Origin of the sequence: Natronogracilivirga saccharolytica (genome assembly GCF_017921895.1) — a bacterium.
GTDB classification, from domain to species: domain Bacteria; phylum Bacteroidota; class Rhodothermia; order Balneolales; family Natronogracilivirgulaceae; genus Natronogracilivirga; species Natronogracilivirga saccharolytica.
Map to the genome: position 1 here is coordinate 89374 of NZ_JAFIDN010000008.1, position 14671 is coordinate 104044.

Consider the following 14671-nt stretch of genomic DNA (forward strand, 5'->3'; position numbering starts at 1 on the left):
AGAGCGATTTATCAGAGAAGAAAACGCAGTTCCACACTGTTTCCTTTTTTGTTGTAATTCACTTCATCAGCAAATTCAGACAGCAGCCAGACACCTCTGCCACCGGTTTTCATCAGGTTCTCTTTTTTTCTGGGATCCGGAATGGCGTCCGGGTCAAAACCGTCACCCTGATCAGTCACTGTCACGGTTACGTCCTGTCTGCTTATCACTGCCGTGACTCGCACTACCTTGGCCGGATCCTGTTTGTTCCCATGCAGTATCGCATTGGTTACTGCTTCATTCAGTGCAAGATGCAGATTGTGCTTTTTATCTTCGTCAGCTCCGGAAGCGACAGCAATTTCGTTGACAAATTCAGCCAGCCGATCCATTTCTCCGGGATCGGATGCCAGTTGAATAGAATACTTTTTGTCCGTCATTCTGTTGTTACTGTGCAACGAATAATTGCCAATTAAGCGTAAATACCCCGGATCTTCAATGTTTTTGAAACTTTTTCGATGGCATGAACATATGCGGCCTGCCGCAAGGTAATATTGTACTTCTGTTTTACATCATAAAGGAGCTGGAATGCATCACCCATCATCCTGTTCAGCCGCCGGTTTACGCGATCTTCGGTCCAGAAATATCCGTGCCGGTCCTGAACCCATTCGAAGTAGGAGACGGTTACACCCCCGGCATTGGCAAGTATGTCCGGAATAATAAGAATGCCCATATCATCAAGCATGGCGTCGGCATTTGCCGTAACCGGTCCGTTCGCGCCTTCCACAATAGCCCTGGCCTTTATTTTGCGCGCATTGTCCTTGTTTATCTGATCCTGAAGAGCGGCAGGTATCAGCACATCACATGGCAGCTCGAGCAGCTCCTTGTTCGAGATCCGGTCGGCCCCGTCAAATCCATCGAGGGTACCTTTATTGTTCTGCACATACTTCAGGGCATAATCGATGTCTATTCCATCGGCATTGTAGTAACCGCCTGAAATATCGCTGATACCTGTAATACAGGTGCCTCGCTCATAGAGAAGCCGCGCTGTCACGGAGCCGACATTCCCGAAACCCTGAATAACTGCCCGGCACTTGTTGGGCATGATACTCAGCTTGTTAAGAGCAGCAAGCGTAACTGTCACGACTCCGCGGCCGGTTGCTTCTTTTCGCCCTTTTGATCCACCCAGGATTACCGGTTTGCCGGTCACCACCGCATTTTCCGTTCTGCGGGCATGCATGCTGTAGGTGTCCATCATCCAGGCCATAATCTGCTCATTGGTATTCATGTCGGGTGCGGGGATATCCCGGTCGGGTCCGATAACTTCTATCATTTCCGCTGTGTACCTTCTTGTGATTTGCTCAAGCTCCCGGCCGGACAGATGTTTCGGGTTGCATTTGACGCCCCCCTTTGCGCCCCCGAAAGGAACATTGACGACGGCACACTTCCATGTCATCCATGCCGCAAGTGCCTTGACTTCTTCAAGAGTCACACCGGGCGTAAAACGGATGCCGCCCTTTGACGGTCCCAGAACATTGTCATGTATGACACGATACCCCTCAAAAACCCTGACTTCTCCGTTATCCATGATAATCGGTATGGAAACAATAACGGTTTTTACCGGGTTCGAAAGATACTGAAACATTCCCTCATCAAGATCGAGTATTCTGGCGGCAAACCGGAACCGCTCCATCATTGACTCAAAAGGTGATTCTTTATCCAGTGCAGGACCCGGTTCCTTGTAGTACGGTGAGCTGTAGCTTTCTTCTTTTTTAGTCATGTAATCCAGGGATATTTGATTGACTCTCTCACTTCAGGTATTCCTGAAATATACCAAGTGCAACTGAAAGAGAAAGAAAAAAAAGTGACATTCGTTATATAACTTTTCAAGTGACGTTGCATCAAAAACAAGGCTTTTCGATATTATGCCGAAATATAAGTTCAGATCCTATGAATGAATCCAACCGCCATGGGGTAGCCCGGATTGGGGTTGTTCCGGTTCGCAACACTCCTTCAGAGACCTCTGAGATGGTCAATCAGCTCCTTCTTGGAGAAACGATGCGCATCGTCTCCGGGGATGAGGTGTGGACCCGGGTGGTTGCTGATTTTGATGGTTACGAAGGATGGGTGAGCAGCAATCAGATAACCAGTTTGACATCATCAGAATTCGAGGAATGGACCCAACACCCTGCACGCAAGCGTTTTCCCTTTCACAGTACTCTGGCTGTACGACCGTCGCACCGATATGTACAGGTGCCGGCCGGTGCTTATGTTCCACTCACTGAAAACGGGATAGAATGGTTTGGCGATGAATTCCGTTTTCAGTCGGAACCGGATACCCTTGCCGGCAAAACGGTCATTGAAACAGCAATGGGATTTTTGGGTGTATCCTATTTGTGGGGTGGCCGGACAGACAACGGAATAGACTGCTCCGGTTTCATCCAGACAGCTCACATGCTTCATGACATCACTGTTCCGCGTGACAGTTCAGATCAGTATGAGGCCGGGCACAGAAAGGGTGTTTTTTTAAACGAAGCGGATCCGGGTGACATCATTTTTTTTAAATACCAGGATCGTCCGGTTACACATATCGGTTTTTATCTTGGAGAAGGATTGCTTCTGCACGCATCAGGCCAGGTCCGCATTGATCAAATTAATACCGACTTCAGGTCTGATGAACGTTTTCAGTTTAATGAGTCGCTGTCAGAAGGCCTTGTCGGAATCATCCGGCCGTTCCAGGCTCATTCACTTAATGACAACCTAAAACAATGATACTCAACGGAAATGTTCTGGTTCTGAATCAGGACTATCAGCCGCTCAGCATCTGCAATGTAAAGAAGTCGATGGTGCTGTTGCTGATGGAAAAGGCGGAAATGCTGCATGACCATCCCAGAAAAAAAATCCGGACCATCCGGGATGAGTTTGACTATCCTACCGTTATCCGTCTCAGAAAATATGCCCGGATTCCATACAAAAACATTGTCATGTCGCGAAAAAATATTTTGAAGCGCGACAGCCACACGTGCATGTATTGCGGGGTGCGTGACAGGCTTACCATAGATCACGTCATCCCCAGAAGCCGGGGCGGTGACGATTCCTGGGAAAATCTGGTTTCCGCATGTACCACGTGCAATCACAGAAAAGGCAACCGGACCCCCCGTGAGGCCGGCATGAAGCTGCGGTCGAAACCGTTCCGGCCTAATCACATCATTTATCTCAGAGATTTTTACGGTAATGTCCACGAAAGTTGGAAACCGTATTTATACTATTAACAGGGAAATGCCGGATGCTCCGGAAAGCATGCGAATTTTGAGCTAAATATTTGTAACTTCTCTGCTCAAATGCTGACCCGTATCATGTTCTGAAATATGTGGATTTGGCGACGGGTAATGTTCTGACGGGCACCGGAATGACAAGGACTGTACGGGCTTCCCGCAGGACTCATACCTTTAGAGCCGGTTTTGCAGCAGGATCATGGGGGGACGGGTCGCATGTTTTGTTTTAAACAAAGTAACAGAGTGTCATCCATCCTGTAAAAGAAATCACGGCATGCCCGCTGATTGTATTTCCGGATGGATATAAGTCATAGTGAATTATAATTTCAGTGAAAATGCAAGTATTTAAATTTGGCGGATCTTCGGTTGGTACACCGGAACGTATTCAGGAAATAGCATCCTGGTTTCCAGATGCTGTCGGGAAACAGCAGTGCGGGGGAGTGGTTTTCTCTGCTTTCCAGGGAGTGACCGATCAGCTTATATCAATGGCCGAGCGGGCCGGGGCAGGTGACGACAGCTACACTACCGACCTGGGCAGTATGGAAGGCCGGCATATCGATGCCATCCGCAAAATGCTTCCTTCATCCCAGCAGAGTCAGGCTATTGCCGGGGTGAAATTTCTGCTCAATGACCTGGAAGACATCCTGCAGGGAGTGTATCTGGTAAAAGAGCTTACTCCGCGCAGCATGGATTTTATTACCAGCTTTGGTGAGCAGCTATCCAATTACATCATCCATCTGGTTTTTCGCCATCACGGAATCGACTGTGATTATCTGGATGCCCGGACCGTCATTGTAACCGATGATCAGTTCGGAAATGCCGAGGTGGACATGGATGCCACTCTTCAAAATATCCGCAATCATTACAAAAACCGGGATAACCGGCTGCAGGTGATCACCGGATTTATTGCCGCTACCGAAACCGGTGTTACCACCACACTCGGAAGAGGTGGGTCCGACTACACCGCATCCATTTTTGCCGCTGCTCTTGAAGCAGAAGAACTGCAGATCTGGACCGATGTTGACGGTGTGCTCACATCGGATCCGCGCGTGGTCAAAGAGGCTTTCACGATGGATGTCCTCTCATATGAAGAGGCCATGGAGCTTTCCCATTTCGGTGCGAAAGTCATCCATCCACCGACAATTGAACCGGCCATGAGCCGGGAGATACCCATCCGCATCAAAAATACCATGAATCCGTCTTTCCCCGGTACCGTGATCGGGAAGATGGAATCAAAGCAGGAGCACATCATCAAGGGGATATCTTCCATTGATAATGTCGCGCTGATCCGTGTTCAGGGGAGCGGACTTGTGGGAATGGCCGGTGTCGCCCAGAGAATTTTCGGTGCACTTGCAGCCGGCAGGATCAATATTATTCTCATTACCCAGGCTTCATCCGAACATTCTGTGTGTCTGGCAGTAATGCCGAAAGATGCCGCCAAGGCGAAAAAGCTGCTTGAAAAGGAGCTTCGCCATGAACTTTCCATCAGGAAGGTCGCCGATATCATAGTTGAAAAGGATCTGAGCATCATTGCCGTCGTTGGTGAAAACATGCGCAATACTCCCGGAATTGCAGGCAAGATATTTCAGGCTCTGGGCCGCAGCCGGATCAACATATCGGCCATTGCCCAGGGCTCATCGGAGCTTAACATTTCGGCTGTCATACAGCAGCGCGATAAAGCCAAGGCACTGCGTGTCATTCATGATGCCTTTTTCTACGGCCCCCGCAAAACAGCCAATATCTATGTATTCGGAGCGGGACTTATCGGCGGCCAGCTGCTTAACGATATCAGGGATAAACAGGACTGGTTTCTCACCAGCCGGCACCTTGATCTCAGAGTCAACGGCATCATGAACAGCAAGAAGCTGCTGCTGGATGAGGATGGAATTGAGCTGGGGGGATGGGAGAAAAAACTGGCCTCCACGCGGAAACAGGCTGATCCCGGTGCGCTGCTGGAATTCGTGAAGAAAAATCAGTCACCCAATACGATCATAGTAGATGCAACGGCTGATGAAGCCATCGTTGAATGGTATGATGCCTTTCTGAAACAGGGAGTTGCCGTAGTCACTCCCAACAAGAAAGCCAACACGAATGACTGGGAACAGTACCGGAGGCTCTCCGATCTCGCAAGAGACAACGACACACAGTTTCTGTATGAAACCAATGTAGGTGCAGGGCTGCCGTTTGTTGAGGCCGTGAAGCAGCGTGTGGCAAGCGGAGATGAAATCCACCGCATTGAGGGTGTTTTCTCCGGAACCCTGAGCTATCTGTTCAACAAATTTGACGGAAGCAAGCCATTCAGCGAGCTGGTGCGTGTTGCAAGGGAAAACGGATACACTGAACCGGATCCGCGCGATGATCTGAATGGAATGGATGCTGCCCGGAAACTGCTGATTCTTGCGCGTACTCAGGGCAAGGCTCTTTCACTCGATGACATTGAGGTTGAAAATCTCGTGCCGGAGGAGTTGCGCGGCGACATGGATCCGGACACGTTTCTTGAAAAGCTTAAGGTATATGACGAAGCCTTTGAACAACGGCTTGATCAGGCTAAAAAGGAAGGGAAGCTGCTGCGCTATCTCGCCATTCTGGACGATGGAACACCGCGGGTCCGGCTGGAAGCTGTGGACTCCGGACATCCGGTCTCAGGACTTGAAGGTTCAGAAAATATGCTTAACATAACAACGGATGCCTATTCGGAAACACCACTCGTTATAAAGGGACCGGGTGCCGGGCCGGTCGTGACGGCAAACGGCGTGCTGAACGACATCCTGAAAACGATCAAATAGATCACCCTGGCAGCAGAATCTTTACATGCATCCGGAATGACTGAATATTTCGACAACAAAATACGGGTTTTTGCTCCGGCAACGGTGGCCAATGTTGCCTGCGGTTTCGACTCTCTGGGCTTCGCTATAAATCAGCCAGGGGATATTGTCGAAGCTGTACTGCAGGATGAACCGGGTGTGCGGATAAGTGAAATTACCGGTGAAAACGGACGTTTGCCTACTGAACCGGAAAAAAATACGGCCGGTGTGGCGGTTCTGGCTTTGCTGGAACACCTTGAAGAAACCCGCGGCATCGAAATGTCACTGCACAAGCGAATGCCTCTCGGCAGTGGTCTCGGGTCCAGTGCAGCCAGTTCTGTTGCCGCTCTGTTTGCTGCGAACGAATTGCTGGGACGGCCCCTGAAAAAAGGGGAGATGCTTCCGTTTGCCATGAAAGCCGAAGCAAGTGCCTGCGGATCGCCGCATGCAGACAATGTCGCCCCGGGACTGCTCGGCGGCTTTGCCTTGATACGCAGTTACGATCCGCTTGATGTTGTTTCAATAGAATATCCGGAAAACCTTTGCTGTACCGTATTGCACCCGCATATTGAACTGCGTACAGAAGACTCCCGCAGAATACTCAGAAAACATATAAAGCTTCAGGATGCGGTTATTCAGTGGAGCAATCTTGCCGGACTCATAGCAGGGCTGGCAAAATCCGACTTTGATCTGATCAGCCGGTCGCTGAACGACATCATCTTTGAACCTGTGCGCTCACTTTTGATCCCCGGATTTGACAACGTCAAGGGAGCCGCCATTGAGGCCGGAGCACTGGGATGCAGTATCTCCGGATCGGGTCCCTCCGTCTTTGCCCTGAGCACAACCATGGACAAGGCTTATGAAGTTGGCGCGGCCATGAAGGAGGCTTTTTCAGAGTTGCAGCTCGACAGTGACATATATGTCTCAGCAGTCAACAAAAAAGGCCCCAGAGTACTTCAGCCGGAAGAAGATCCCGTTCAGCCGGATCTCTGACCGCCGGGAAATCTGATTTTTTTTCTTTTACATGAGACTACACAGCACTTCCGATAATAAAGTTACTGCTGACTTCAGGACAGCCGTAAAACAGGGACTGGCACCGGATGGCGGGCTCTACATGCCGGATTCTCTTCCGGTGCTGCCCGACACATTCTGGGTGGATGCGGGAAAGAAAGACATCGCTTCGGTGGCTCAGCACGTATTTGACACGTTGCTGAAAGACGATTTTTCTGACGCAGAAAGGAAAGAGATCGTAGATCGTGCCTTCACATTCGATGCCCCGGTTGTCTCACTTGACGACACATTCCACATTCTGGAACTGTTCCATGGCCCGACCCTGGCATTCAAGGATTTCGGCGCCCGTACCATGGCTGCCATTCTTTCCGTCATAGCAGAAAAGGAGGGAGAAAAGCTGACCATAGTTACCGCCACATCGGGTGACACCGGTGCCGCCGTGGCGCACGGCTTTCACAAGACCCCCGGCGTTGAAGTATTCGTCCTTTATCCCCGTGGACAGGTTAGTCCGCTTCAGGAAAAGCAATTCACCACACTGGGGGATAATATTATAGCCCTTGAAGTAAATGGCACCTTTGATGACTGCCAGCGCCTGGTAAAAGCCTGTTTCAGTGATGATCAGATCAGGGCTCAGAAACAGCTGAGCACGGCAAACTCTATCAATATTGCCCGGCTTTTGCCGCAGATGATTTATTACATGCATGCCGTATCCGTTCTGATTGCGGAAAAAGGGTCCGGCAACCCGATAGTCTGTTCCGTGCCAAGCGGCAATTTCGGCAATTTGACAGCCGGACTGATGGCACACAGGATGGGACTTCCGGTTGACCGTTTTGTCGCCGCAACAAATTGCAACCACGTTGTGCCGGACTATCTTGAGGAAGGAGAATTTATCCCCAAACCATCCATGCGCACCCTGTCCAACGCCATGGATGTCGGCAACCCCAGCAACTTCGACCGAATGCAGTCACTGTATAACCACGACCATGAAGCCATGTCGCGCGATATAAAAGGGGCGTGGTTCGATGATTTTCAGACACAGTCAGCCATTGTAGATATCTGGGTAAAGCACGGTTACCTGATGGATCCGCATACGGCTGTCGGCTACCTTGGCTGCCGGGAGTATCTGCAGGAGGGGGAGACCGGGCTTGTCCTTGCAACGGCGCATCCGGCCAAATTCCCGGAATCGATCGAAAAATTTGTGCCCGGCGCTCTGGAAACGCCGGAGCAGCTGAAGCGCCTGGCTGATCGGGACAAGAAATCCATCCCGGTTTCGGCCGGGATCGAATCCGTACGGGATGCCATCCTCCGGGTTGTTTAACTGCATTCTGTTATGCAGATAAAACTAAACACGTATAACATGCGTTTAGTTTTAGTAATATAGTGGACAAAATTTTCTAAACGGCTTTTAATTCTGTTAAAATGAGTAGAAAAGGACGCGTACTGGTGGCAATGAGCGGCGGAGTTGATTCTTCGGTTGCTGCCGTTATGCTCAGAGAGCAGGGCTATGAAGTGATCGGCATCACCATGAAAACATGGGATTATGCCCAAAGCGGAGGCAATTCAGACAAAGAAACCGGCTGCTGTACACTTGAGTCGATGAACGATGCCCGCCAGGTATCCATGCGCTTCGGATTCAACCACTTTATCGTTGATATCAGAGATGAGTTCGGAGACTGGGTGATCGACCGGTTCGTCGATGAATATATGCAGGGGCGCACCCCCAACCCGTGCGTTCTTTGCAATACCCACATTAAATGGGCCGCCCTGCTAAAGCGCGCGGACAAGCTGAACTGTGACTTCATCGCCACAGGACACTACGCAAATGTCCGCGAACAGGACGGGCAGTATGTCATATCCCGCGGAAAAGATGCGCACAAAGACCAGTCCTATGCGCTCTGGGGTGTAGACCAGAAACATCTTGCCCGGACAAGGTTTCCGCTAGGAAGTTATCACAAAAGTGAGATCCGCCGGTTTGCTGAAGAGTTTGAGCTTTTCAACGTAGCCAATAAAAAGGATTCGTACGAAATATGCTTTGTGCCGGATAACGACTACCGCCGGTTTCTCCGGGACCGTGTCGACGGGCTTGAAGAAAAAGTGGACGGCGGATTGTTTGTGGACCGCCGGGGCAATGTACTTGGCAAACACAAGGGATATCCATTTTATACCATCGGGCAGAGGAGGGGGTTGCATCTTGCGCTTGGAAAGCCAGTGTATGTAACTCATATTGATCCTGAAACCAATACCATTACGGTCGGAGAAGAATCCGAACTTGTAAACACCACCGCTGTTGTCCGCAATGTCGTAATGGGAAAATATGACCGCATCACCGAAGAGGAAATGCCGGTAAATGCCGCAATTCGATATAATGACAGGGGGGAGCCCGGCTTTCTGACGCAGAATGGTGAAGATGAAATTACTGTACGGTTCCCGGAAGGGCGTTCTGCCATCACTCCCGGCCAGGCCCTTGTTGCATACGAAGGTGACGATGTACTGGCAGGCGGATGGATTCATAAGGCTACCGAACCTGTTTTCAATGACATAATTGAATCGCAATGAAAAAAAACACCACTTCTCCTGTTTTATCCGGTAACCGTTTGCCCGTTTCCGCAAGGGGCAGCATGTTCAACCTTCTTATGATCCTGATCGTCACCGGGGCGTTCACATTTTCTTTTCTGAAACCGGCTCAGGCAGAGTCGGCATCAGACGAGGCCGCTTTCCAGGGCAAGGTCACCCTGGCCCGGTACAGTGTGGATGCCGCCGGAGAACGGGAGATCAAATCGCGCACACCGCTGATCGTTCATCCCGATTACATCCTTCTGGAGCAGTCTGATGGCTCCTCCGTGGATCTGCTCGGCAATGTACAGGCTTCGGGCATCATTGTAAGACAAAAACAGGAAGATTTCGTATTTCTCACAACAGACCGCAATGCCGTGGTCATGAACAAGCAGGAACTGCAGCAGATGATTAATATGCTGGACTCCATGAGAGGAAACAACAATCAGTCACGCAGTGAAGCCGATGACATTAAGCTCGAACCTACCGGCGAGCAGAAAGAACTTGACGGCTATACTGTGAAAAAATGGAAACTGATTCCCGACGGAGGTGTGGCAGAATGGCACATATGGGTGACCGATGAGCTGGTGATCCCCTGGGGTTTGCTGGCGGAAAACTGGCTGACCCGAAGAACACTGTTTTCCGGCCTTCCAGTCGAAGAATGGCTGGAGGAAAAAAAACTGCCGCTGCAGGCAGAGTTCTGGAATGGCGGCAAACTTGCCGAAGTGATAAAAATAGAGGATATTGAGCACGAAAGTATTGATCATACCCGCTTTCAGATACCTGACGGGTATAAGCAAATTAACTTTCAGCAGATGCTTTTTGACCGGATGAGAAACCGGTAGGTACATCGACACCCATTGAATAATATTGATTTACAGCAGATGTCATCCATGAACAAGTACATCCGAATGCTGCTGCTCCTGATATTTTTCGCCTTTTATTCAGGATGCGGCACTACTGAGTATACATACGAATCCGTCGAAGATGATGATGTTCATATTTATTATGACATCGATGAAGATATTGAAGATGATGAGGCCATGAGTGCATTCATCCGTCCGTATGTCCGCGAACTGGAAAAGACGATGAACCGGGTGATAACGGTCAGTGAAGGCCCGTTTGAAAGAGCTCATCCTGAAGGCACTCTGGGTAATCTGACTGCTGATATCGTGCGCTACCGGGCGACGGCAGAAATGAGGGAGAAAGTGGATGTCTGCATAATGAATAACGGAGGTCTGCGCGTCCCGCTGCCGGAAGGCGAGATCACCGTTGGCCATATTTACGAACTGATGCCGTTTGAAAATCATATTGCAGTGCTGCGATTCAGCGGTGAACAGGTCAGGCAGATAGCCGGTGAGCTGGCGGAAGTTAACGGAGAGGCGGTCAGCGGCATGCGGTTCCGGATTGATGACGGTCAGGCCCGTGATATACTTGTTGATTCCATGAGCGTCCGGCCGGAGGAATATTACTGGGTGGCAACCAACAACTGGATGGCGGACGGCGGCGGTGCATCTGAAACCCTGTGGGATCCCGTAGAACGAAGAGATCTGGACGTGCTCATCCGGGATGCCATTATTGAATATCTTGACAGAAAAGAATCCATAGCGCCCTATCTCGACCAGCGCATCAGAAATTAATGGTTATGCTATGACCGCAACCGGGCTGGCTCCGAAAGATACAGTATTTGATAATAACCGGCCGGGACAAACGGGCATGACATCGCATCTGACATTGTAAATCGAAAATATAAAAAGATGAACCGAAGAGATTTTCTCAGAAACAGCGCCGTTATCGGAACAGGTCTGGGCGTCGGCGGATTCATTCCGTTCAAAGATGCTCTTGGTGATGACCGGTCCCGGGTAACCATTCTGCATACCAATGATACCCATGCCCGGATCGAGCCTTTCCCCGATTCTGCACCGGACCACGCCGGCATGGGCGGAGTGGCCCGGCGTGCGACGCTGGTCAATCAGCTGCGGGCTGAAAATCCGGACAGCCTGCTGCTCGATGCCGGCGATGTGTTTCAGGGAACACCCTATTTCAACAAATACAACGGTGCCCTGGATTTTGAGGTTATGTCAAAAATGGGCTATGACGCCACTACCATCGGCAATCATGAATTTGACAACGGTGTGGACGGTTTTGAGAAAGTGATGGGAAAGGCAAACTTTCCTTTCGTTTCTTCCAACTATGACTTCGGGACCACCATAATGGGACAGCGTGTACAGGACTTCATCGTCCGTAAAGTTGCCGGTATTAAAATCGGCATTTTCGGGATTGGCGTAGCCTTTGAAAATCTGGTCCTGCCGCATCTGCACAAAGGGGTAACCTACCTTGACCCTGTGGATGTGTCAGCCGACATGGTTGCCCGGCTCAGGCGCCATCACCATTGTGACATGATTATTTGCCTGAGTCATATCGGTTACCGGTACGATGACAACCGTGTCAGTGACCGTGTTGTTGCACAGCAGGTAGACGGTATTGATCTGATCGTCGGCGGACATACCCACACGTTCATGCCCGAACCTGAGTTGATAGAACGAGAAAACGGAGGACGCACCTGGATTTCGCAGGTAGGTTTTGCCGGTGTGGTACTTGGGAGAATGGACTTTTATTTTGACAGGCAGCGAGCGATTGCGGGTGTGCAGCATCATCAGTATCCGGTAACAGAAAAGCTCGATAACAAGGTTTGACTATGAGTAAAAAAAGGATGGCAATGGGGGAGGAGGGCCCGGATTGTTCACGAATAATTGCCGGGTTCTGGCGGCTAAGGCACTGGGGTATATCCAGAAACCAGCTGACGGATTTCGTCCATGAATGTATTGATATGGGAGTGACAACCTTTGACCACGCCGATATCTATGGTGATTATACGTGTGAGCAGCTGTTTGGTGACGCCGTCGCGGGCAATAACGGTCTCCGCGGCAAAATGCAGCTTGTTACCAAGTGCGGTATCCGGCTCCAGAACTCAGAAACGCGTCCGGGAATTTCCCATCAGCATTACAATACCGACTACGACTACATCATTGCAAGTGCCGAACGGTCTTTGAAGCTGCTTGGCACAGACCGCATTGATGTGCTGCTTATACATCGGCCCGACGCACTTATGAATGCCGATGAGACAGCCCGCGCATTTCAGCAGCTCAAAAAAGACGGAAAGGTGCTGCACTTTGGTGTTTCCAATTTCACTCCTTCCCAGGTTTCATTGCTTCAGAGCCGGTTGCCGTTTCAGCTTGTAACCAATCAGATTGAGTGTTCCGTACTTCGTATTGATCCGCTTCACGATGGAACACTTGACCAGTCCCAGCAGATGCGCATGAATCCCATGGCATGGTCACCTCTTGGTGGAGGCAGCCTGTTTACCGGTGATGGTGAAAAAGAGAAGAGGCTTAGAAACGAGCTGGCTGCCATAGGAGATGAAACCGGCGGCTACGGTATCGATCAGGTAGCACTGGCATGGCTTCTGTGCCATCCATCCGGAATATTTCCGGTAGTTGGCTCCGGAAAGCTGGCCAGGATACAGGATGCCGTTGCATCACTTGGCATTGCATTATCCCGGGAGCAGTGGTACCGCATCTGGAGTGCATCAACGGGAACACCGGTACCCTGAATTCATGGTGCGGAGAAAATATGGGCTGGCTGCAATCCTGGCAACGAAAAAAACTCGACCGAAAACCGTTTCCCGATGACTGGAGACGGATCCTGGTATCCAGGGTGCCTTCATACCGGCAGCTTGATTCTGCGAAAAAGGAAAAGCTCAGGCAGCTTGTCCGATATTTTCTTTCGGAAAAAAGCTTTGAAGGATGCGCCGGACTCGAACTTACGGATGATCATTTGGTCGTTGTTGCAGCCATGTCATGCATACCGCTTCTCGGCGGAGTTTCGGATCTTTATCCCAACTTGCGTGCCGTTCTGATTTATCCGGGACGATATCATGCCTATTACAGTGAATCAGGAGTGGACGGCGTGGTGACCGAAGGCGTGGAAAGCCGGAGCGGAGAGTCATGGGACCAGGGTGTAATCGTTTACTCCTGGGATGAAATCCTGTTTGACCTCAGGAATCCGGGGGATGGTTCCAATATCGTCTATCACGAATGTGCTCATCAACTCGATTATGAATGGGGTGCCACAATGGAGGGATTTTCCTGGCAAAAGCGCAATAAGGACGGAAAAGAAAGCATAGGAACCGTGATGAAAAGAGAGTACGCGGCATTTCTGAAACAAATGGATAAAGGATTGCCTGTGCATATTGATGACTATGCAGCTACCAACATTCATGAATTCTTTGCCGTGCTGACCGAAACATGGTTTGAAAAACCCGGAGTGGTGCGGACACATTACCCGGCTATAAACAGCGTTTTTCGCGAATTTTACAATCTGGATCCGGGCTTTTGATGTAACCTTTTTTCTGCCGGCCCTGTAATGCCCCGGGCCGGTTTCCAGCTGCTTTAATCATTAGTGCTTCTTAAGCTGTACCATTCTCTCCCGTCCGTTTTTTTTGTACATTGTCATATAGAGGCAGGTGTACCTTAAAAATATTACCCGGAGGTACTCTTATGGCTACATACAGTATTACATCTCTGAATCAGACTATTGTAGAACACCGGCATTACTGGATTGAGGGGCTTCGCATCTTCCTTGGACTGCTGCTAATTTACAAAGGCTACTATTTTGTGGAAAATCTGGAGGATATCTATCATTACATAGATGAAAACTACAGATTGTCTGCCTTTGTGATTTCACATTATGTGGTCTTTGCACACCTTGCAGGTGGCGTGATGATTGTATTCGGGATATTGACCAGGATCGGGGTGTTTGTCCAGATACCCATTGTGATCATTGGAGCGATCTATTTTACCGGAGAAGGCGGCACCTTTTTCGGTCCGACCACAGAGCTTGAGTATTCACTGCTTATCCTCGCACTGCTGATCGTATTTCTCTTCTACGGATCAGGAAAATGGTCGGTGGATCACTGCGTTTTAAGGAAAAAGGAGAGTGATGACCAGCAATAGCTGAACTGTTCGGATATGATACTGTGCTTCATGGCAA

At 50.0% G+C, this 14671-nt stretch carries 14 protein-coding genes; 12 read left to right on the plus strand and 2 right to left on the minus strand.

Annotation, left to right across the window (positions count from 1 at the left end):
* Positions 1-11: 11 nt before the first annotated feature.
* Together NATSA_RS10700 and NATSA_RS10705 are read right to left on the minus strand one after the other, a co-directional pair.
* Positions 12-416 (minus strand): ATP-binding protein, encoded by a 405-nt coding sequence (locus NATSA_RS10700; protein ID WP_210512458.1) that lies wholly within the window; start codon positions 414-416, stop codon positions 12-14.
* A 32-nt stretch (positions 417-448) separates the two neighbouring features.
* Complete coding sequence (locus NATSA_RS10705; RefSeq protein WP_210512460.1) at positions 449-1756, minus strand: Glu/Leu/Phe/Val family dehydrogenase; 1308 nt, start codon at positions 1754-1756, stop codon at positions 449-451.
* A 170-nt stretch (positions 1757-1926) separates the two neighbouring features.
* Between NATSA_RS10705 and NATSA_RS10710 the strand changes: the two genes are divergently transcribed.
* The 12 genes from NATSA_RS10710 (at position 1927) to NATSA_RS10765 (ending at position 14634) form a co-directional block, all read left to right on the plus strand.
* Positions 1927-2748, plus strand: a complete 822-nt coding sequence (locus NATSA_RS10710) for a C40 family peptidase (RefSeq protein ID WP_210512462.1) — start codon at positions 1927-1929, stop codon at positions 2746-2748.
* Positions 2745-3248, plus strand: a complete 504-nt coding sequence (locus NATSA_RS10715; protein ID WP_246481799.1) for an HNH endonuclease — start codon at positions 2745-2747, stop codon at positions 3246-3248. The genes NATSA_RS10710 and NATSA_RS10715 overlap by 4 nt, the downstream gene beginning before the upstream one ends.
* A 338-nt stretch (positions 3249-3586) precedes the next feature.
* Positions 3587-6037: a bifunctional aspartate kinase/homoserine dehydrogenase I gene (gene thrA / locus NATSA_RS10720; protein ID WP_210512464.1), complete on the plus strand. Its 2451-nt coding sequence runs from the start codon at positions 3587-3589 to the stop codon at positions 6035-6037.
* Positions 6038-6073: 36 nt separating this feature from the next.
* Positions 6074-7048: a homoserine kinase gene (locus tag NATSA_RS10725; RefSeq protein ID WP_210512465.1), complete on the plus strand. Its 975-nt coding sequence runs from the start codon at positions 6074-6076 to the stop codon at positions 7046-7048.
* Between the two features lie 31 nt (positions 7049-7079).
* Positions 7080-8384 (plus strand): threonine synthase, encoded by a 1305-nt coding sequence (thrC, locus tag NATSA_RS10730; RefSeq protein WP_210512467.1) that lies wholly within the window; start codon positions 7080-7082, stop codon positions 8382-8384.
* 101 nt (positions 8385-8485) lie between these two features.
* Positions 8486-9622 carry a tRNA 2-thiouridine(34) synthase MnmA gene (gene mnmA, locus NATSA_RS10735; protein ID WP_210512469.1) on the plus strand — a complete coding sequence of 379 codons (1137 nt, stop codon included), beginning with the start codon at positions 8486-8488 and terminating at the stop codon, positions 9620-9622.
* Entirely contained in the window at positions 9619-10464 is an 846-nt protein-coding gene (locus NATSA_RS10740; RefSeq protein WP_210512471.1) for a DUF4412 domain-containing protein, read from the plus strand. Before mnmA ends, NATSA_RS10740 begins: the two co-directional genes overlap by 4 nt.
* 48 nt (positions 10465-10512) lie before the next feature.
* Positions 10513-11259, plus strand: a complete 747-nt coding sequence (locus NATSA_RS10745; RefSeq protein ID WP_210512473.1) for a 5'-nucleotidase C-terminal domain-containing protein — start codon at positions 10513-10515, stop codon at positions 11257-11259.
* 117 nt (positions 11260-11376) lie between these two features.
* Positions 11377-12315: a bifunctional metallophosphatase/5'-nucleotidase gene (locus NATSA_RS10750; protein ID WP_210512474.1), complete on the plus strand. Its 939-nt coding sequence runs from the start codon at positions 11377-11379 to the stop codon at positions 12313-12315.
* Between the two features lie 2 nt (positions 12316-12317).
* Complete coding sequence (locus NATSA_RS10755; protein WP_210512476.1) at positions 12318-13232, plus strand: aldo/keto reductase; 915 nt, start codon at positions 12318-12320, stop codon at positions 13230-13232.
* Between the two features lie 20 nt (positions 13233-13252).
* Positions 13253-14017 carry a M90 family metallopeptidase gene (locus NATSA_RS10760; RefSeq protein WP_210512478.1) on the plus strand — a complete coding sequence of 255 codons (765 nt, stop codon included), beginning with the start codon at positions 13253-13255 and terminating at the stop codon, positions 14015-14017.
* Positions 14018-14178: 161 nt separating this feature from the next.
* Positions 14179-14634 (plus strand): DoxX family protein, encoded by a 456-nt coding sequence (locus NATSA_RS10765; RefSeq protein WP_210512480.1) that lies wholly within the window; start codon positions 14179-14181, stop codon positions 14632-14634.
* Positions 14635-14671 lie beyond the last annotated feature (37 nt).